This is a genomic window from Vibrio sp. 1167 (genome assembly GCF_033340375.1).
Taxonomy (GTDB): Bacteria; Pseudomonadota; Gammaproteobacteria; order Enterobacterales; family Vibrionaceae; genus Vibrio; species Vibrio alginolyticus.
On sequence record NZ_JAWOWK010000012.1, the window covers coordinates 78,283 to 99,601 of the forward strand.

The 21,319-nt window shown below is 44.3% G+C and carries 13 protein-coding genes, 1 tRNA gene and 1 riboswitch; of the genes, 6 read left to right on the forward strand and 8 right to left on the reverse strand.

What is annotated here, in order from left to right; all coding sequences use genetic code 11:
• Positions 1 to 8: 8 nt before the first annotated feature.
• From R7Z78_RS20075 to R7Z78_RS20095, 5 genes are all read right to left on the reverse strand, one after another.
• On the reverse strand, positions 9 to 341 hold the full coding sequence (locus R7Z78_RS20075; protein ID WP_005381196.1) for a hypothetical protein: 333 nt from the start codon (positions 339 to 341) through the stop codon (positions 9 to 11).
• Positions 334 to 984 (reverse strand): type II secretion system protein GspM, encoded by a 651-nt coding sequence (gene gspM / locus R7Z78_RS20080; RefSeq protein ID WP_005381197.1) that lies wholly within the window; start codon positions 982 to 984, stop codon positions 334 to 336. The genes R7Z78_RS20075 and gspM overlap by 8 nt, the downstream gene beginning before the upstream one ends.
• Positions 981 to 2,426, reverse strand: a complete 1,446-nt coding sequence (locus R7Z78_RS20085; protein ID WP_005387799.1) for a hypothetical protein — start codon at positions 2,424 to 2,426, stop codon at positions 981 to 983. Before R7Z78_RS20085 ends, gspM begins: the two co-directional genes overlap by 4 nt.
• A gap of 11 nt (positions 2,427 to 2,437) precedes the next feature.
• Positions 2,438 to 4,447 carry an RNase E specificity factor CsrD gene (gene csrD, locus R7Z78_RS20090; protein WP_005381201.1) on the reverse strand — a complete coding sequence of 670 codons (2,010 nt, stop codon included), beginning with the start codon at positions 4,445 to 4,447 and terminating at the stop codon, positions 2,438 to 2,440.
• A gap of 242 nt (positions 4,448 to 4,689) precedes the next feature.
• The gene (locus tag R7Z78_RS20095; RefSeq protein ID WP_005381235.1) at positions 4,690 to 5,229 is read right to left on the reverse strand and encodes a single-stranded DNA-binding protein; all 540 of its coding nucleotides are present in this window, start codon (positions 5,227 to 5,229) and stop codon (positions 4,690 to 4,692) included.
• 277 nt (positions 5,230 to 5,506) lie between these two features.
• On the opposite strand from R7Z78_RS20095, the gene R7Z78_RS20100 reads away from it, so the two are divergent.
• The 4 genes from R7Z78_RS20100 to R7Z78_RS20115 all read left to right on the forward strand — a co-directional run bounded on the left by R7Z78_RS20100 (position 5,507) and on the right by R7Z78_RS20115 (position 12,004).
• Positions 5,507 to 6,151, forward strand: a complete 645-nt coding sequence (locus R7Z78_RS20100) for a LuxR C-terminal-related transcriptional regulator (protein ID WP_005381237.1) — start codon at positions 5,507 to 5,509, stop codon at positions 6,149 to 6,151.
• 159 nt (positions 6,152 to 6,310) lie between these two features.
• On the forward strand, positions 6,311 to 7,183 hold the full coding sequence (gene galU / locus R7Z78_RS20105; RefSeq protein ID WP_005381239.1) for a UTP--glucose-1-phosphate uridylyltransferase GalU: 873 nt from the start codon (positions 6,311 to 6,313) through the stop codon (positions 7,181 to 7,183).
• A gap of 149 nt (positions 7,184 to 7,332) precedes the next feature.
• Complete coding sequence (uvrA, locus tag R7Z78_RS20110; RefSeq protein WP_104975640.1) at positions 7,333 to 10,155, forward strand: excinuclease ABC subunit UvrA; 2,823 nt, start codon at positions 7,333 to 7,335, stop codon at positions 10,153 to 10,155.
• A 67-nt stretch (positions 10,156 to 10,222) separates the two neighbouring features.
• Complete coding sequence (locus R7Z78_RS20115; protein WP_053350598.1) at positions 10,223 to 12,004, forward strand: PglL family O-oligosaccharyltransferase; 1,782 nt, start codon at positions 10,223 to 10,225, stop codon at positions 12,002 to 12,004.
• 59 nt (positions 12,005 to 12,063) lie between these two features.
• On the opposite strand, the gene R7Z78_RS20120 is transcribed toward R7Z78_RS20115, so the two are convergent.
• Positions 12,064 to 13,185, reverse strand: a complete 1,122-nt coding sequence (locus R7Z78_RS20120; protein ID WP_104975641.1) for a pyridoxal-phosphate-dependent aminotransferase family protein — start codon at positions 13,183 to 13,185, stop codon at positions 12,064 to 12,066.
• A 220-nt stretch (positions 13,186 to 13,405) separates the two neighbouring features.
• Positions 13,406 to 13,584, forward strand: a riboswitch (Lysine riboswitch).
• Positions 13,585 to 13,685: 101 nt separating this feature from the next.
• On the opposite strand from R7Z78_RS20120, the gene lysC reads away from it, so the two are divergent.
• A complete protein-coding gene (lysC, locus tag R7Z78_RS20125) occupies positions 13,686 to 15,038 on the forward strand; it encodes a lysine-sensitive aspartokinase 3 (RefSeq protein WP_017821324.1) in 1,353 nt (450 codons plus the stop codon).
• Positions 15,039 to 15,124: 86 nt separating this feature from the next.
• Here lysC and metH read toward each other — a convergent pair whose 3' ends face one another.
• Positions 15,125 to 18,805, reverse strand: a complete 3,681-nt coding sequence (gene metH, locus R7Z78_RS20130) for a methionine synthase (protein WP_104975642.1) — start codon at positions 18,803 to 18,805, stop codon at positions 15,125 to 15,127.
• Between the two features lie 191 nt (positions 18,806 to 18,996).
• On the opposite strand from metH, the gene R7Z78_RS20135 reads away from it, so the two are divergent.
• Positions 18,997 to 20,328 carry a cation:proton antiporter gene (locus R7Z78_RS20135; RefSeq protein WP_053306797.1) on the forward strand — a complete coding sequence of 444 codons (1,332 nt, stop codon included), beginning with the start codon at positions 18,997 to 18,999 and terminating at the stop codon, positions 20,326 to 20,328.
• 764 nt (positions 20,329 to 21,092) lie between these two features.
• Here R7Z78_RS20135 and R7Z78_RS20140 read toward each other — a convergent pair.
• Positions 21,093 to 21,169 (reverse strand) — tRNA-Asp (locus R7Z78_RS20140).
• Positions 21,170 to 21,319 lie beyond the last annotated feature (150 nt).

Consider the following 21,319-nt stretch of genomic DNA (forward strand, 5'->3'; position numbering starts at 1 on the left):
TCTGGTTATTATTGTTTTACGTTTAAATCAAAAAGCTCTAGGTCCCACTGACGGTTACCACGCTTTAAAGTTACAAATTCACTATTAATGCTCGCGACACGATAACCCTTAAATAGCTCGCCTTTTTCGACAAGTTTGTTATCCATAATCGCGATACAATCAGTACTTGGCTTACACACAATACTGTTGAGCTTAGGCAGTCGGTACCGTTTAACTTTTGGTTTCGCTGACGTTTCAACCGCTGGTTTTTCCCAACCAAGTGGGGCCGTTGGGTCTTGGTTTGCCCAAGCGGTTCCTGCCGCTGCCATAACAAGCAATGAGATGATGAGTTTGTTAACCACCAATAAACTCCTCTCTAGATCCTAGTGTGTAGACTTCTAACACAAGCTTCGCTTTCGGGTACTCTTCGACTTTATAACTAAAGCTGCGCCAGTAATAACTCGCAGGAAGGCTCTCCAATTTATTCAGATAATTAGCAATAGAAAAATAGTCACCAGTCAGTTCCATACGAACAGGATGCACGTAGTAACCAGAGTATTGCGATGCTTCTTTATCTTCCGTTATTGGCTCAGATGGCAAGGTTTGCAGAGACAAAAGGTGAATGCCACTTTGCTGCTCCAACACATTTTCAAGCAGCTCAGCCATTTGCGAAGGTGTAATAAGATGCTCGATGATCTCCGCTAATTGCATCGAAAGATGCTGACTCTCAGCTAACAGATTAGATATCGCGCGATCAATCTCAGCATTTGGATCTTTCTTAAGTTGCGCCTGAATACGTAGCGTATCGATTTCAATCTTTTGATTGGCTTGCTTTAAATTACTTAGTTGCCTCTCATTACTGATGATCTCGTTAAGCTTTGGCTCCAATACCAGCGTAAAGAGCAACATGATCACGACAACTAAACCACACAATGCAGTGAGCACTTTTTCACGCGTACTCATTTCGCCAAAGCGCCCTTCTAATGAGAGCCAGAATTCGTTCATTTCTCTTTATCCTCGCGCGTTTTTAGTTCAAACGTCACAATATCCTTATCATTTCGACCTATTTTGACGTCGTCAAACGTTCGACCAACCAAGCTAATTTCGTTTTTAAATTGGCTAACCCAATTTGGCACTGAGCTCGGTTTTTTCGCTAGCCCCTTCAGGTCTAAGGTATGGGTATTGATTCGAATTTCGGACAAAGAAATTTCTTGGTTTCCTAGCTTCGCTAATGATTGCATCACGCCAGAGTAACCCGTGCGCTGCGAGTCATCGTATTTCCCGACAGCTTTAAGCGAGTCTCGCTTCGCCTTGACTTCACGCTCTAAGCGGGCTTTAGCTGCCAGCTTATTATTGTCAGGTTGATGTTTACGTAGCTTGACTTGATAACGTTCAAGCTCTGACTTCATGATATCGCCTTTACTTTTTACAATAGCAATCTCATCTTCCAAACCGCTGCTCTGCCAAGTGACATAACCGTAAGAAAATAGAATTGCAGCCGCCGCAACGCCCCAAGATAACGCGATATTTTTTAGCGTCAGGAGCTCTTTTTTCGGTTTTAAGTAATCGGGATATAAGTTGACGCGTCGAGTATTTGAAGTAGCCGCAGTGTCAGCCAAAACATGCCCTGATAGCTCATGTTCTGGTGGTAATAACGGTGAAACCTTAGTACTTAAACGGTAGTTCAGAGCCTGAACAAGCTCGCTCTCATCCTCTTCATCACAGCACACTTTCAATTGATGTAATTGCACATGGCGTAACTGAGATGAAAGATAGTCAATCGAACGTTGCAGTTCTAACGACAGACTGTCCATCTGTAAATCGCTAGACGGAACCCCCGTTAACGGTGGCGTCACACTGCGAATAGAGCGGTGGAACGCAATAGTATTTTCGACAAAAGCGCTTATACGGAAATGACCACGCACACTGCGTTGTAATAATAGGAAGTTTCCTAGTTCACCAGCAGTCTCTCCCCAAATATCGTCTTCTGGAAGAATGGCTTCTAATGGTAATTGGGCTCGACTGGCCAGTAACACAATCTTATCCAATATTTTTCGCGATAAGACGTATGCTTGCACTTTGGTTGAATTCGGTAACTCGACCGCATCGGCAATAATGTCGATAGCACGCTCAGAGATCAGTTCTTTCAACAAAAACGGTAATGCGGCTGGCCATTCTTGACGCGGCATGACCGGTTTGTCGATTTGGTACATCTGGTAATAGTTATGAGAAAGAATAACCGTTAATGAATCATACGCACTCGCTGCAACGCTCAATGCTTGCTCAACGGCTTTTTCCCAATTGGACTCAGAAATATCAAATTGGTATGGACGACTACTTTTGATTGAAGATGATAAATAAACGGCGTCTGGCTGAATAACCAAAAAGCAGGAGCGATCACCACTAGATGATCGCTTAAGCTTGTCGAATAGTGCTTTGAAATCCATGATTATTATCTTTATTTTTTCCGCCAGCGATTTCGTCTTCCCAATTTAACTTGGGATTCTGATTGAGAATTCGGCAACGCTTGGGGACGAGGAAGAAACTGCTGCTCCGCAGAAAAGTAACGCCCTTGCCCACCATAAACCCCGAGCTCAATTAATGTGTTGAGCTCGTTCTGATTCTCAATTCCCACTGCTATAATTTTAGTTTTACTGTTTGCCGCCGCACCTAGCATACTGCGGACAAATAGCTGGTTTTCATGTCGTTGGTCGATTTTTGCTACTAAACTGCGATGAAGTTTAAGATAACGAATGTCCACTTCTTTTAAATAGTGAGTGCTGACGATGGTACGCCCAGCCTGCCCAACCATTAAGTGGCACCCCAAACCGGCCAGCATTTTAGCGACTGGTCGCATAAAGTCTAAGTGTCTTACAAATTGTGCTTCAACAAACTCAAAACTGAGACACTTTCTCTGCTCACGTGACAACTGTAAGAGTTCATCACGAAACCATTTAAAGTACTCTCGGTTAGAAAATGGCGTTACATTCAAATTGAGCGCATACGATCTTGAGTTATCAAAATTATCCTTAAACTCTCTTAAGAATTTATTAATAACTGACTTATCCATTTGCGCTTCATAACCAACCTGTCTGATCGCAGAAATGAACCGAGACGCTTTAACAATCCCATTCTCAGGATCGCGAATCCGACATGTTAACTCTTCATATAATGATTTTTTATGCGTCGCGTCACTTATTGGATGCACAGATTGTGCGTAGAGTATCACACTTTCAGGTGTAAGTGCTGTGTCAAATAACGTTCTCCACCTCACACTTCCGCGAGCTTCTTCATCGTGGTTCCATTTTTTGAAGCGACTCCAATTATTGTTATTTTGTAGTTGCGCACTACGCAAAGCAGTCTCGGCTTCATCAATGATTTGGCTGTGTCGCTCACCTTCTTTATAAGTGGTGATGCCAATATGGCACCAGTTGTCTGGATCAAGTGGCTCTGGCGGCATTAACTTTTCTAACTGGCGAATGCATTGCGAGGCGAGGTTAGCCACATCTTTCGCACTTTGGTGCGGTAGAAAAAGCGCAAAATCAGCATCGTAATAACGGGAAAATACAACATCTGGGTATCGTTGAACTAAATTGGACAATAAACTCCCAACTTCAACAATAAACTCATCCGTAATTTGCTTATCTTGCTCTTCTTCAACCAGTTTCCAGTCTTGAATACGCACTAGCAACACGGCGCCGCGAGCCCCACTTTCTAGTAACGCCGATTCCAACTTGCTATCAAATAACACTCGGTTAGCGGTACCGGTTAGCTTATCAAGGAAGGTTTGAGTTCGAATAAAGGTATCAAATCGGCTTCGCTCTTGACGCGCATCTTGTAACTCTTCGATTAATACATCGAGCGCTTCACTGGCGGTGTAAGGCCATTCTTTTTTGTCACCTTTGGCATACTGCTCTACCCTACCAGCCAGGATCATTCTGCCTCGCTCTTCGAGCATTTCGGAGCCTTCTAATTGTTCCTTAAGCCATGCCACGCCGCGCATTAAGCAGAAGATGATCAATATAACGGCAAGCGTGATCGACCAAAGCGCCTGCATTGAGTAGCTGTAACCTAAGTAAGGGGGAATTGCTTTAAAGTGAATCGTGTAATCTTGATTGTGAGTCAGCTGGTACTCAGCCTCAAACAAGACTGACGCTTCCATTTGATGAGAAGTATCTTTGAAGCGATAAACAACGGCGTTGTTGGTCGACAACGTCATTTCCACAATATTGGAAGCCTGCAGCATTTTCGGCATCCAGCGCTGCATAGAATAAGCGGCGTCAGGATCTTCCATCTCCTTGTCGACCACCTCTACGATCCCTTCTAAATAATGGGTGAGATATTCCTGCCCAAGACGTTTAAAAGAGAGGGTGCCACCGACAAACAAGATAAACATGGCGCAGATAACGATCATGGTGACAAAGGCCACCAGCCGTGTGCTTAACTTAAGAGTTGGGGTATACCTCATGAATACCAAATTCCTTTTTTATTCATCATATACCTTATTGAAATATTTATACTTGATAAGAGTTCATCAAACAATCGGATTAGTCTGATAGTGAGAGGCTGGAGCATAAAGAAAATCACACTCATTGATAAGTTTTATTGTTACGCCTAACCTTGCCAAGATAAGCCTGTGAGATCATTAGATTGCGACAATAAAAAAGGCCGCGATATTCGCGGCCTTTTCGATTCAAGCATAAGCAGAATTTAGAACGGGATATCGTCGTCAAAATCCATTGGTGGCTCATTGTACTGCTGCTGTGATTGCTGCGGAGCCTGTTGTTGTGGTTGCTGTTGCTGAGGCGCATTGTACTGCTGCTGAGCTGGCTGTTGAGGCTGACCCCATCCACCTTGTTGCTGCTGTTGACCGCCCATTGGTGCGCCGCCACCTTGAGCACGACCGCCAAGCATTTGCATAACACCATTGAAGCCTTGAACAACTACCTCAGTTGAGTAGCGATCTTGGCCACTTTGATCTTGCCATTTGCGAGTTTGCAGTTGCCCTTCAATGTAAACTTGAGAGCCTTTACGCAAGTACTCACCTGCTACTTCCGCAAGTTTGCCGAACAACACAACACGGTGCCATTCCGTTTTTTCGCGCTGTTCGCCAGTCGCTTTATCACGCCATGAATCAGAAGTCGCAATAGTAATGTTTGCTACTGCACCGCCATTCGGCATGTAACGAATTTCAGGGTCGTTACCTAGATTCCCCACCAAAATAACTTTGTTAATTCCACGGCTGGCCATGATGTGCTCCGTTTCACTCTGGATATATAAAATTTTAGCGCATTAGAATAGCACGCTTTAATGTTTTGATTAAAGTCTAATACCATTGTGATCTATTGAGTCATCCTCTAGAACCCAAATCGTATTTCAACTTACGTGTGTAGCATTTTTGATTCGCGTTGCAGACATCGTTTCGTGAAGCTTTGAATTCGAACGCATTTATTCAGTAAAGCGATGGTTATGGCCTCTCTTTAATGCCAGTTTATGGCTTCTATTGAACCCAGGGAGATTGGAACACGTGAGAAAGTCGGCTTACGCAAGAAAGCTATTTCTGATCAGTATGGAAGATAATGCGCAAAAAAAAGTGGCGGCACTCGAAAAGTACGTTGATATGAGCATCCCGGTGATTTCAACCGCAGCACTCATGGAAGCCAAGCCACAACACCGTAATAAAATTCTACTGATCGACTTCAGTGAACATAAATCACTTGTTCAATCGATCAAAAATTTGCCTCTTGTATGGAAAAACTTTGAAACCGTTGTCTTCAACGTGCCTAAAAGACTAACCACAGATGAACTTCTTTCATTTGGTCAATTAAAAGGTGTGTTTTATTCTGAAGATACGCTAGAGCAAATTGGAGAAGGGTTAAAAGGCATTGTTAACGGTCAAAACTGGCTGCCGCGTAATGTAACCAGTCAACTTTTACACTATTACCGCAATGTCATTAATACTCATACTGCACCAGCTACGGTAGACCTAACCATTCGTGAGCTACAAGTACTGCGTTGCCTACAAGCTGGCGCCTCGAACAGTCAGATGGCCGAAGAGTTATTCGTCAGTGAATTCACCATCAAATCGCACTTGTATCAGATATTCAAAAAGCTATCCGTAAAGAACCGAGTACAGGCAATCGCCTGGGCAGACCAAAACTTAATGTCGTGATGCAATGTTAGCGGCTCTGATAACTGAAATGACGAGTCGCTCATCTTTTTTCCGCACCGAGTCTCACATTTTTTCCTACTTTATTCATGATTCATTGATACCTCTCGTGTTAAAGTTATGCGCAGATTCTTGATAAAAACGAGATAGGATATTCCCCCAATGATAAAAAAATGTCTGTTCCCTGCTGCAGGCTATGGCACACGCTTCCTACCGGCAACGAAATCTATGCCAAAAGAGATGATGCCAGTCGTTAACAAACCGCTTATTGAATACGGTGTCGAAGAAGCAATCCAAGCTGGTATGAACGGCATGTGTATTGTGACAGGTCGTGGCAAGCACTCGATCATGGACCACTTTGATAAGAACTACGAACTGGAACATCAGATTAGCGGTACCAACAAAGAAGAGCTGTTGGTAGATATCCGTGAAATCATTGAATCTGCAAACTTCACTTATATACGTCAACGCGAAATGAAAGGCTTGGGCCACGCGATTCTAACTGGACGAGAATTGGTAGGCGATGAGCCATTTGCTGTTGTTCTTGCTGATGACCTTTGTGTGAACGAGCAAGAGGGCGTACTGGCTCAGATGGTGGCACTATTTAAGCAGTTCCGCTGTTCTATCGTTGCAGTACAAGAAGTACCAGCCGAAGAAACGCACAAATACGGCGTTATCTCTGGTGAAATGATCAAAGACGACATCTATCGCGTAGACGACATGGTAGAAAAACCAGAGAAAGGCACGGCGCCTAGCAACCTTGCTATCATTGGCCGCTACATCCTGACTCCCGATATTTTTGAACTGATTGAAAACACCGAACCTGGTAAAGGTGGTGAAATTCAAATCACTGACGCGCTGCTGAAGCAAGCAAAAGCGGGCTGTGTGTTGGCTTACAAATTCAAGGGCAAACGCTTTGACTGTGGTAGCGTTGAAGGTTACATCGAAGCAACTAACTATTGTTTTGAAAACCTGTATCTAAAAGATGAAAAAACCTCTGAGCTAGGTAAGCACGCAACACAAAAAGCTGTATAAAGCATCGTCGTAGTACGAAATTACTGTATCGAAAGCCCAGCACAACGCTGGGCTTTTTACTTTACTGTTTTTTTATCCAGTAATTTTCTTTGCACATTTCTCACACTATGTAATACTTGCCCCACTTGGTTATACATAGAGCAAAAACGATGGATAAAATAGAAGTTCGCGGTGCCCGAACCCATAACCTTAAAGACATTAATCTTACAATCCCTCGCGATAAACTGATTGTCATTACTGGACTAAGTGGCTCCGGTAAATCCTCTCTCGCTTTCGATACATTGTATGCAGAAGGCCAACGACGCTACGTAGAGTCTCTCTCTGCCTACGCTCGTCAGTTTTTGTCTCTGATGGAAAAACCCGATGTCGACCACATTGAAGGGTTATCACCCGCGATTTCTATTGAACAGAAGTCTACTTCTCATAACCCGCGTTCAACCGTCGGTACAATTACCGAAGTCTACGACTACTTACGTCTATTGTATGCTCGTGTGGGCGAACCCCGCTGTCCAACGCATCATGCTCCTCTTGCTGCGCAAACCATCAGCCAAATGGTGGACAAAGTCCTAGAGATGCCGGAAGGCAGCAAAATGATGCTATTGGCACCTATTGTCAAAGAACGTAAAGGTGAGCATGTTAAAACGCTTGAGAACTTAGAGGCTCAAGGCTTTATTCGTGCGCGTATTGATGGAGAAACTTGCGATCTTTCCGATCCTCCAACCCTTGAACTACATAAAAAGCACACCATTGAAGTTGTGGTAGACCGCTTTAAAGTTCGTCCAGACTTACAACAGCGCTTGGCCGAATCTTTCGAGACAACACTCGAATTATCAGGCGGAATTGCAGTTGTCGCGCCAATGGATGGCGACGGTGAAGAGATTATTTTCTCCGCCAACTTCGCTTGTCCACAATGTGGTTACAGCATGCAAGAGTTAGAGCCGCGACTTTTCTCATTCAACAACCCTGCTGGTGCATGTGGCACTTGTGATGGTTTGGGTGTGCAGCAATACTTCGATCCAAGCCGAGTCATTCAAGATGATTCATTAAGCTTGGCACAAGGTGCGATTCGCGGTTGGGATCAAAAGAACTACTACTACTTCCAAATGCTCACCTCATTGGCCGATCATTATGGTTTTGACCTCCATGCCCCTTTTAATTCTCTGCCAAAGAAAACGCAAGATGTCATTCTAAAGGGCTCAGGTCGTACTGAGATTGAGTTTAAATACATCAACGATCGTGGCGATATTCGCGTTAAACGCCATCCATTCGAAGGTATTCTGAATACCCTAGAACGTCGCTATCGTGATACAGAATCCAACTCTGTCCGTGAAGAGCTTGCAAAATACATCTCCACTAAATCTTGTTCAAGCTGTGGCGGTACTCGTCTACGCCTTGAAGCACGTAACGTGTTTATTGCTGATACGACACTACCTGAGATTGTTGAACTCAGCATTGCTGATGCATTGGAATTCTTCCATTCCTTGAAACTGGAAGGTCAACGCGCCCAAATCGCTGAAAAAGTGATGAAGGAAATCAACGACCGCCTGCAATTCTTAGTTAACGTCGGTTTGAACTACCTAAACTTATCACGCAGTGCAGAAACCTTATCAGGCGGTGAAGCTCAACGTATTCGTTTAGCAAGCCAAATTGGTGCAGGTCTTGTTGGTGTCATGTACGTCTTAGATGAACCGTCGATTGGCCTCCACCAGCGTGATAACGAACGACTCCTAAAAACACTGACTCATTTGCGCGATTTAGGTAATACCGTACTTGTGGTAGAACACGATGAAGATGCGATTCGCTGTGCAGATCATGTCATAGATATTGGTCCTGGTGCTGGCGTACATGGTGGTAATGTTGTTGCGGAAGGCACCATGGAAGAGATAGTCGCGAATCCGAATTCTCTGACAGGTCAGTACTTAAGTGGTGTTAAAGAAATCACAGTACCGAAAGATCGCACGCCGCGAGATCCGAAAAAAACGGTTGAGCTATTAGGCGCAACAGGTAATAACCTTAAAAACGTTAACCTTTCAATTCCTGTTGGGTTATTCAGCTGTATTACAGGGGTATCTGGCTCAGGTAAATCAACGCTGATTAATGATACTTTCTTTAAAATTGCGCATACCCAACTTAACGGAGCGACAACGGCTCAGCCTTCACCTTATAAATCGATTAAAGGTCTAGAGCACTTCGATAAAGTCATCGATATCGATCAAAGCCCAATTGGCCGTACACCTCGCTCTAACCCTGCAACCTATACGGGGATCTTTACACCAATCCGTGAACTGTTTGCAGGCACACAGGAGTCGCGTTCTCGCGGTTACAAGCCGGGCCGTTTTAGTTTTAACGTACGCGGTGGTCGTTGTGAGGCCTGTCAGGGTGACGGTGTTATCAAAGTAGAAATGCATTTCCTACCAGATGTTTATGTGCCATGTGATGTGTGTAAAGGTAAACGCTACAACCGTGAAACTCTCGAAGTACGTTACAAAGGTAAAACTATTGATGAAGTGCTAGAAATGACGGTCGAAGATGCACGCACCTTCTTCGATCCAGTTCCTGCCATCGCTCGCAAACTACAAACACTGATGGATGTGGGTTTGTCGTACATACGATTGGGTCAAGCGGCAACAACACTCTCCGGTGGTGAAGCACAGCGTGTTAAATTGGCGCGAGAGCTATCCAAACGTGATACAGGAAAAACCTTGTACATTTTGGATGAACCAACAACCGGCTTGCACTTCCATGATATCCAGCAGTTGCTCACTGTACTGCACAGACTTCGCGACCACGGAAATACTGTCGTGGTGATCGAGCATAACCTGGACGTCATTAAGACTGCGGACTGGATTATCGATCTTGGTCCTGAAGGGGGTCAAGGTGGCGGCGAGATAATCGCTCAAGGCACACCGGAAGATGTGTCGCAAATCGAGGGATCGCACACAGCTCACTTCCTTAAGCCTATGTTGAAGTAGAAAAAACAGGTAAAGTACCGAGACCAGCAAGTGCTGGTCTTTTTTCATTCAAAACAACGCAATAACTATGGCTACTATACATGTAAGTGGAACAAAGCTTTCTCCCGAAAAAGTACAGGTTCCCCTCAATCGCAAGTTTCTCATTGCCTTGGCAACACTATTTGTGTTGGCAATGCACTTTTTCATGCCCAACCCCGGCGGTTCGGGGCTTTCGCTTTCGTTCAATGCGACAACTTGGATTGCTTTTAGCTTTGCATTAGGCATTGGGTGTTACCAACTCGCGAATAATCGAGTGCTACGTTACTCAAAACTAACCATCGGCTTGTTCATTAGTGCTCTTATCATGACAGTGCCCATTCTGTACCCAAATGCGAATAGCAGCTTGGCAGCCAATAAGCTCATAGGCCTGTGGTGTGGTGTCCTGTTCTTTATTGTTTTACAACAATTTCATTTCAGTAATAAACATCGCCAACGCCTATTATGGTTCATTGTCCTTGCGGTTGTTATCGAAGCCATTTTTGGTCTGACACAATATCTGTATCTCAAACCAGGCAATCCGTTTGGTTACGACACGGTGGCCAATCGTCCTTATGGTATTTTCCAACAGCCCAATGTAATGGCCAGCTTTCTTGCGACAGGGTTGGTGATTGCCAGCTATTTACTTGCACGTCAGCCCTACAAATACGACCGTAAGTTAAGCGATGTTTACCTTCTCTATGCCGTGCCAGTTTTAACTTTACCACTAATTGTGGCGTTGGCTTCACGCACTGGTTGGTTAGCCTCGGTTATCGCCGTGTTGTTGGTCATTCCATACATGTACCGTTTTGCAACCAAAGGGCGCTTTATCCGCTGGGTTGTGTCACTTGTAAGTGGGCTCTTATTCTCAGTCGTTGTCATGCATCTTGCCTTTCCTGATGGAGGTGGGTTAGCCGCAGAAAAAGTAAATATGGAGTCTCCTCGAGCGTATACTTTTCCGCAAACATTAGACATGGTGATTGAAAAGCCTTTTACTGGTTATGGATATGGTAAGTTTGAATCTGAGTACATGCTGTATACGGCTCGTCAACATGCCCTAAATGAGAATTACCCAGCTGGTTTGCCAGCCATGGATCATCCGCATAATGAGCTACTTTACTGGGGAGTAGAAGGTGGCTTGCTGCCAATACTCGGCATCTTCTTAGCGATGGCACTGGTACTGTATCGAATCTATCAAGCCAAACGCGGAACTCGTCTTGCGTTGCTGGCCTTGTTTATACCTATCGTATTGCACTCGCAACTGGAATACCCTTTCTACCACTCTCTAGTGCATTGGTTAATCTTCGTTATCCTGCTGTACTGGGTAGATCAGCGCGTCTCTCGTTATCGACAAGTCGGCTTTAGTAATGTGACCAAAAGCTTGCTGCGTGTTTTTAGTTTGGTACTTCCCGTTGCGTTTACGTTTTACATGGTAAGCGCATTACATACGAACTATGTATTGACGAAGTTTGAGACCACTAGACCAACTAACCCTGATATTCTGAATCAAGTCAGTAACCCTGTGGTTTGGAAAGACAGGTTTGATTGGGATGTCTATAGCACGTTTTTAAACCTTGGGCTGTACCAACAAGACGCAACCTTGATTCAGCCTTATATCGATTGGTCGCTAAAAATCATCAAAGATAAGCCTCGCCCTGCATTTTATAATAATTTGATTTTGGCCTACCAAGGCTTAGATGACTCAAGTAAAGCGGAGCAAATTAGAGCTGAAGCGCAGTTTTTGTTCCCGAAGATTGATTTCAGTGACGTCAATTACCAACCACCTTCTCAAGCAATCTCTGCCTCACCAGCCCCCACTTCAGGTGCAGAGTAATAAGTACAAAAAAGCGAAGGGATGACCTTCGCTTTTCTTTATCTCATTGCTGTATGATTTTATTCAGTGAGTGACTCTTCTAACGCTTTTAAGCACAGCGCAACGTTTTCAGATCGAGCGCCGTAACCCATTAAGCCAATACGCCACGCTTTACCAGCTAATGCCCCAAGGCCTGCACCAATTTCTAGGTTATAGGTTTCTAGCAAGTGAGCACGAACTTTTGCTTCATCAATTCCTTCAGGCACGTAAATCGCATTTAATTGTGGCAACCGATGGGCTTCGTCCACAACAAATTCAAAGCCTAACTTTTGTAAGCCATTTTTGAGTTTTTCATGCATCAGTTGGTGACGAGCCCAAGCGTTTTCTAATCCTTCATTTTTCAGTATCAATAAAGCTTCATGAAGCGCATACAAGCTATTAACTGGCGCCGTATGATGGTAACTACGCTTACCTTCTCCACTCCAATACCCCAAAACTAAACTCTGATCGAGGAACCAACTCTGTACTGGTGTTGTTCTTGCTTGAATCTTTTCAATCGCGGCAGGAGAAAACGTCACTGGTGAGAGCCCAGGTACACATGACAAACATTTTTGACTACCAGAGTAAACCGCATCCAGTTGCCATTCATCCACTTTTAACGGCACACCACCAAGCGATGTCACCGCATCAACAATAGATAATGCATTATGCTGTTTCGCCAGCTTACCCAATGCTTGAGCATCACTGACTGCACCAGTTGAGGTTTCCGCATGCACAAAAGCAAGAACTTTTGTATCTGGGTGCTGTTCGAATGCTTGCTCGACTTTATCAATGGAAACAGGCGTCCCCCATTCATCATCGACGATAACAACTTCACCACCAGCACGGACGACATTTTCGCGCATGCGTTCACCAAATACACCATTACGGCAGACGATCACTTTATCGCCTTTCTCGATCAAGTTTACAAAGCAGGTTTCCATCCCTGCACTACCTGGCGCTGAAACCGCAATAGTGAACTCATTGTCAGTTTGAAAGGCATACTTCAATAGCTGCTTGAGCTCATCCATCATACCGATAAACAGAGGATCAAGGTGACCTACAGTAGGACGGCTTAGTGCTTGTAACACTTGAGGATAAATATCAGAAGGACCAGGTCCCATTAAAATACGGTGAGGTGGAATAAAGCTTTGGATCGACATGTCAGCTCCTTGATTATCTTTTATCCTGAGCATTCTAAAAGTTCTATTCAATAACATGGCTCAGGTGTAGGGTTCTTCACCCTAATAGATTTTTCCTCTATCAGCAATTAGCCGTAAGTATGGAGGTCAAACCAGTGTCACAAAATCGTTAATAAAAAACACCATAAAGGTTGAAATATTGATTGACATTAAGGCCTCAAAACCGTTCAATGTTTGAGCTTTATGTAGAAGAGGAGCGCTACCCAGGTAGATGATTTGTGGAACCGCAATTCCAACACCAATCATTGAGGGGGAGTAGTGCCGAGGTAAGTCAAAGTTGCAGGATTTGACTTGTCGGTTGAATTGGGCTGAATCCCATCAACTGTCATCAGCGCAGTCTGATGAAGGGCTTCTGAGGGTAAATTTTTCAAATAGCATTCTAAATACCTCTCTTTTTGCTCTGTTCCTTTTCTCACTAAACATTGGATGTACAATTTTTTAGGAAGTCGTGGGAGAACGCAGTGAGCGCATTTAACGTAGCTAAATTCGGTGGAACCAGTGTTGCCAACTTTGAGGCAATGAGTCGTTGCGCCACCATTATCGAAAACAATCCAAATACTCGCCTGGTCGTGAGCAGCGCTTGCTCTGGCGTCACCAACCTATTGGTAGAACTCGCCAACGGCGTTCAGGATCAAACGCACCGTACTGAGCTGCTGCAAAATCTGGCCAACATTCATGACGCCATTTTAACTCAGCTCGAAGACAGCACGAAAACTGCTGCCGAGGTGTATGGCATATTAGATACCGTAACCAGCCTGGCCGAGGCTGCATCTATCCAAGCTAGTGCGAAGTTAACCGATCATTTAGTCGCATGTGGTGAACTCATGTCGACGCACATTCTAACTCAGTTAATGTGTGAGCGAGGCATTCAAGCAGTGCGCTTTGATATCCGCGATGTGCTGCGTACTGATGACAACTTTGGTCGCGCGGAGCCAAACATTGAAGCAATTTCGACGCTTGCGCAAGATAAACTCGTACCACTTTGCCAACAATCCGTTGTTGTTACTCAAGGCTTCATAGGATCTGACGAAGCCGGTAATACAACAACATTAGGTCGAGGGGGCAGCGATTACAGCGCCGCCTTAATTGCTGAGAGCGTTAAAGCGGCAGGGCTAGAAATCTGGACTGATGTTCCGGGAATCTACACAACAGACCCGCGAATTGCACCAAAAGCCTCACCAATTCCCGAGATCAGCTTTAGTGAAGCTTCAGAAATGGCTAACTTTGGCGCTAAAATCCTTCACCCTTCTACGCTAGTACCTGCATTGCGCCACGACATTCCGGTATTTGTAGGGTCATCGAAAGAGCCAGAAAAAGGGGGAACTTGGATTCGCCACCAAGTCGAAAGCTCACCGTTATTCCGTGCGCTAGCTTTGCGTTGTAACCAAACCATGGTAACGCTACGCAGCGCCAATATGTTCCACGCATACGGTTTTTTAGCAAAGGTCTTTGAGATCCTTGCAAAGCATAAGATCTCTGTCGATTTGATCACGACATCTGAAATCAGTGTATCGTTAACACTTGATCAAACTGATACCTCTGGCGGAGCACCACAGCTGCCGCAAGCTGCACGAGAAGAGTTAGAAGAGTTATGTAAGGTAGAAGTTGAACATGACCTATGCCTCGTTGCTCTCATTGGAAACAACATGAGTGAGAGTAAAGGCTACGCGAAACAGGTTTTTGGCACGCTAGAAGATTTTAACCTACGCATGATTTGTTATGGCGCTAGCCCTCACAACTTATGCTTCTTGCTCCATGAATCGGTATCGAAACAAGCCATACAAAAACTCCACACTGAGTTGTTTGAGAAGTAAGTTCAACTCAATAAAACAAAGGGCTGCGTATTTGCAGCCCTTTGTCGTTTCATTAGTTGTTACATTTGGACGAGGTAAACATCAATTTAACCGTTAATGTTTGGCCCTAACCATTTTTCAGCCTCGATCCTATCCCACCCCTTACGATCGGCGTAACTCTCTAGCTGATCTTCTTGGATCTGTGCGATCGCAAAGTAACGTGAGTCAGGATGAGAGAAATACCAACCAGAGACTGACGCGCCCGGATACATTGCATAGCTGGAGGTTAGAGTCATACCAATGTTCTCTTCCACATTAAGTAACTCCCAAAGCGGTCCTTTTTCAGTATGTTCAGGACACGCGGGATAACCCGGCGCAGGGCGAATACCTTGGTATTTTTCACGAATGAGATCATCGTTAGATAAATCTTCATCAGCTGCATAACCCCAAATTTCTTTACGGACACGCTCATGCAAATACTCAGCAAACGCTTCGGCTAGGCGATCCGCCACCGCTTGAATCATAATTGCGTTGTAATCATCTCCCTGTGCTTTGTATTCATCAGCAAGCTCTCGTTCACCAATACCACCAGTGACAGCAAATGCCCCTATCCAATCATGTTTACCCGACTCTTTAGGTGCGATGTAGTCGGATAAACAATAGTTGAATCCTTTTGGTTTCTCGGTCTGTTGTCGCAAGTTACGTAATACTTTCACAACGTCGGTACGAGTTTCATCAGCATAAACTTCAATGTCGTCCCCCACGCTCGCAGCAGGGAATAAGCCACACATTCCACGCGCTTTTAACAGGCCTTCTCGCTCAACTCGATCAAGTAACTCGTTGGCATCTTCGAATAAACGTTTTGCTTCTTCACCAACTTCTTCATGTTGGAAAATTGTTGGATACTTACCCACAAGTGACCAAGTCATAAAGAATGGTGTCCAATCGATGTATTGACGTAATATAGCCACATCAAAATCATCGAAGATATGAATGCCAGGCTTAACAGGCACTGGAGGGGTGTAAGCTTCCCAATCGATAGCAACTTTATTCGCTCGAGCCGCTTCTAATGTCACTGGTTTGGTTCTCGGTTTCTTTCGATTATGTTGATCACGTACTCGTTCGTAATCAGCTTCAAGTTTTTCAACAAACTCAGGGCGACGTTCATCTGACAGAAGAGAAGTACATACGCCCACTGCACGTGAGGCGTTGTTCACGTAAACCACTGGATGCTTGTAATTTTGCTCAATCTTAACTGCTGTATGGGCTTTTGACGTTGTTGCGCCACCGATGAGAAGAGGTAAGTTAAAGTCGAGACGCTCCATCTCTTTTGCAACATGCACCATTTCGTCTAATGAAGGCGTGATCAACCCTGATAAACCAATAATATCGACGTTTTCTTCTTGCGCTACTTTTAAGATCTTTTCGCAAGGAACCATGACACCAAGATCGATAATTTCGTAGTTATTGCACTGCAATACAACGCCAACGATATTTTTCCCGATATCATGTACATCACCTTTGACCGTCGCTAGCAAAATCTTACCGTTTGTTTGTCCCACCTGCTTTTCTGCATTGATGTAGGGCTCCAGATGCGCGACTGCTTGCTTCATCACTCGTGCAGATTTTACGACCTGAGGAAGGAACATTTTACCTTCACCAAACAAGTCTCCGACGACGTTCATCCCATCCATTAGTGGGCCTTCAATCACCTCTAATGGCTTTGAAGCGTTGACACGAGCCTCTTCGGTATCATCAACGATGAACTCAGTTATTCCTTTCACTAACGCGTGCTCTAAGCGCTTTTCAACAGGCCAAGTTCTCCACTCAAGTGCAGAGGCATCCTCCTCTTTACCTACCCCTTTGCCTGCATATTCCGCCGCGATATCTAACAATCTCTCAGTGGCGTCATCATGACGGTTAAGAACGACATCTTCCACAGCCTCACGCAATTTTTCAGGCACGTTATCGTAGATTTCTAACTGACCCGCATTCACAATCCCCATATCCATACCATTTTTAAAACAGTGGTAGAGGAACACCGCGTGAATCGCTTCACGTACATAGTTATTGCCACGGAAAGAGAATGAGACGTTAGAAACACCACCCGAGATCATCGCATGTGGTAAATCACGTTTGATATCGCCAACGGCTTCAATGAAATCCACCGCGTAGTTATTATGCTCCTCGATCCCCGTAGCAATGGCAAAAATGTTTGGGTCAAAAATGATGTCTTCTGGTGGAAAGCCCACTTCATCAACAAGAATTCGGTAAGCGTTGGTACAAATTTCTACTTTGCGCTCACGTGTATCTGCTTGCCCAATCTCATCAAACGCCATCACAATCACAGCCGCACCGTAACGGCGGATCAACTTAGCTTGTTCAACGAATTTCTCTTTGCCTTCTTTGAGAGAGATCGAGTTAACAATGCCTTTGCCTTGGATGCACTTAAGACCGGCTTCAATAACCTCCCACTTGGAAGAGTCAACCATGATTGGTACTTTTGAGATTTCAGGTTCTGACGCACAAAGGTTTAAAAAGCGAACCATACAAGCTTGTGCATCCAACATGCCTTCATCCATGTTGATATCGATAATTTGAGCGCCATTTTCAACTTGTTGACGAGCCACATCGAGCGCTTCATCGTACAGCTCTTCTTTAATTAAGCGCTTAAAACGCGCAGAACCGGTTACATTCGTACGCTCACCGACATTGATAAATAAAGAGTCTTTATCAATAGCGAGTGGCTCTAGGCCAGACAAGCGACAAGCAACGGGAAGTTCAGGTAATTGACGAGGGGCGATATTTTCAACCGCGAGTGCCATTTGGCGAATGTGCTCAGGAGTTGTACCACAACACCCACCAATCAAGTTTAAAAAGCCACTTTGAGCCCACTCTTTAACATGCTTAGCCATATCTTCTGGCGACAAATCGTATTCGCCGAATGCATTCGGAAGCCCAGCATTTGGGTGAGCGGAAACAAAAGATTCTGATATACGAGAGAGCTCTTCAACATAAGGACGCAGCTCATCTGGACCAAGTGCACAGTTCAAACCAAACGAAATCGGTTTAACATGACGTAATGAGTTGTAAAACGCTTCTGTGGTTTGACCGGATAATGTCCGACCGGAAGCATCAGTAATAGTCCCCGAGATCATCACAGGTAACTCAATACCCATCTCTTCAAACACACTTTCAACAGCAAATGAACAAGCCTTAGCGTTAAGCGTATCGAAGATGGTCTCGATAAGAATAAGGTCTGAACCACCTTTAATAAGCGCTCGAGTCGATTCAGAGTAAGCCTCAACTAACTCGTCGAAAGAAACATTTCGATATCCGGGGTCATTTACATCAGGAGAAATAGAACAAGTTCGGTTTGTTGGCCCTAAAACCCCTGCGACATAACGTGGTTTATCGGGTGTTTTTGCGGTCCATTCGTCTGCAACTTCACGTGCAAGCTTGGCAGCTGCAAAGTTAATTTCTTCACTTAGGCTTTCCATCTCGTAGTCAGCCATCGCAATGGTTGTTGCGTTAAAAGTGTTGGTCTCAAGAATATCTGCACCCGCTTCTAAATATGCAGCGTGAATTTCCTTGATAAGTTGAGGCTGACTTAGAACCAACAGGTCGTTGTTACCTTTTAGATCACAATGCCAATCCGCAAAGCGCGTTCCTCGATAGTCTTGCTCTTCAAGTTTGTACCCTTGAATCATGGTTCCCATACCACCATCAATCAAAAGAATACGTTGCTTCAATTGAGCTTCAATCTGTTGTCTTACGTTACTTCCCACAGTACAGCCTCATTCCTTTAGTTATCTTTCCATCCTATCACACAAACTTCAGGAGTCTAGACGTCTAAACGTGGAATTAATGATTATTTTATCTCCTTCTTAACTTACAAAATAATCACGAAAAAATGTTTGCTATTTAAGCAGCATCAGCCGAGAATTCCATTCATAAAATGTTACAAATAGAGAGCTCTATGTCGGTCTATCATACTTTATGTTTTCTATCCGCAGCTGCGATGCTAATTGCTTTTGTAAACAGCAAGATAGGAAAGATGCAAACCACCATTGCGATTACCGCAGGTTCAATGGTGCTTTCACTTCTAATCTTAATTGCGGGTCAAAACAACTGGTTCCATCTCACCGAAATTGCGACGGAGACGGTCACAAGGATTAACTTCGAAGATTTCTTGCTCAAAGGCATTCTTGGCTTCTTACTATTTGCTGGTGGACTAGGCATCAAACTCCCGAACCTTAAAGATCAAAAGTGGGAGATCACTGTTTTAGCCCTTGGAGCCACACTGTTTTCCACGTTCTTTATTGGATTTGCACTGTATGGGTTTTGTCAGTTAATTGGCATCCAATTTGATTTGGTCTACTGCTTACTATTTGGTGCTCTAATATCGCCAACTGACCCAATCGCTGTATTGGCTATTGTGAAAAAACTAGATGCTCCTAAACGTATCTCCACTCAGATTGAAGGAGAATCGCTCTTCAATGATGGCTTCGGTTTGGTTATCTTCGTCACTCTATTTACGATTGCATTTGGCACTGAGGCACCAACTGTAGGTAGTGTCACCTTGCTCTTCATCCAAGAAGCTATCGGTGGTATCACATATGGTTTCGTCCTCGGTTTGCTATTCCACTACTTGATCAGTGCCACCGATGATCACTCAATGGAATTGTTACTTACCATTGGTGTCCCAACAGCAGGTTACGCATTTGCTGAATACATCCATGTATCAGGCCCACTCGCGATGGTTGTATCCGGTATTATGATTGGCAACTGGACACGCTTTATTGGCTTTTCAAAAGAGAGTGAAGATCACCTTGACCATTTTTGGGAGCTTGTTGATGAGTTCTTGAATGGCGTGTTATTCCTACTGATCGGCATGTCGATGCTGCTATTTGAATTCCACAAAGAAGACTGGATTATGATGGCTATTTCAGTCCCTCTTGTACTAGCAGCTCGCTATCTAAGCGTATTTCTCTCGTACATTGGCTTTAAGCGTTACAGAAAATATAACCCGTGGTCAGTACGTATTTTGACGTGGGGCGGCTTACGCGGGGGCCTTGCATTGGCAATGGCACTTTCCATTCCATCTGGTATTTGGGTGATTCAAGATAAGTTAATCGATGTAAAAGAGATTATTCTTGTAATGACCTACTCCGTCGTTGTTTTCTCTATCCTCATTCAAGGCTCAACAATCACCCCAATGATTGAAAAAGCAAAAGCAGAAGAGAAGAAGATGGAAGAGAACAACCAAGCAATAACCACTCCGGAACATACGGAGCCAGTGGACTCTTAAAGACACGTAACTTAATAAATAAAAAGCAGCTACCTAGCTGCTTTTTTCATAACTAATTTTCAGACTCCCCTTCAAGGACGAGTGCTCCTTATTCTTTGATATACCTTCAAATATACTAAGAATCGCTACGCTGCATTTTCATAGATACTAACTATTGCCGATAGATAGTATTCATAGACGAGCCTTTTAATTTACCCATTTATCACTTCTCTTCTCTTCTCTTCTCTTCTCTTGGCAATATAGGCTCCTCGCAAATATCAAAGCTAAACTTCCACAATACTTAGCAATGAGCGAGTTTGTATTTTTATGAGAAAGAGACATTTAGGGTGATTGCGTTCAGACCCCAAACAGGTTAGCAATCTCACCAAGATAAAACTGAGCTAGCATTCAGGTAGATCAAAGCCTTAACAGAAATTTAGTCCCCCTCTCTCTTGATCTCAGTGAGACTAAACTTGTATTCAAAGTCGTCCTGTTTTCAAAATTGGAACAAGTGACACCTCAAACAATTAAACTCTGTCACATAACTAGATTTTCTAATATCGAACAAAAGGAGCTTTGGTGAATGAAGAGGCTCAAAACTAGCGCTCGAGACTGCAGGAACCACACAAAACTGCGTTCCACTTCACTCAAACAGGGCTTAGAAAGCATCGCCAGAGGGAAGCCGGCCTCTCGATGCAAGGTTTCAATACGAAAGTGGGTTTAAGGTAAGTCGGGGGAACCAAAACGAAAAAAGCCTCAGTCTTTCGACTGAGGCTTAATATAAGTGGCGGAGTGGACGGGACTCGAACCCGCGACCCCCGGCGTGACAGGCCGGTATTCTAACCAACTGAACTACCACTCCGCAGTGGTATCACTCGCTTTAATAAGCAAGTGTCCGCTTTTGTCTTCACTTTTCGAAAAAGTGAAAATAAAACTAAAGCCTGGCGATGTCCTACTCTCACATGGGGAAGCCCCACACTACCATCGGCGCTATTTCGTTTCACTTCTGAGT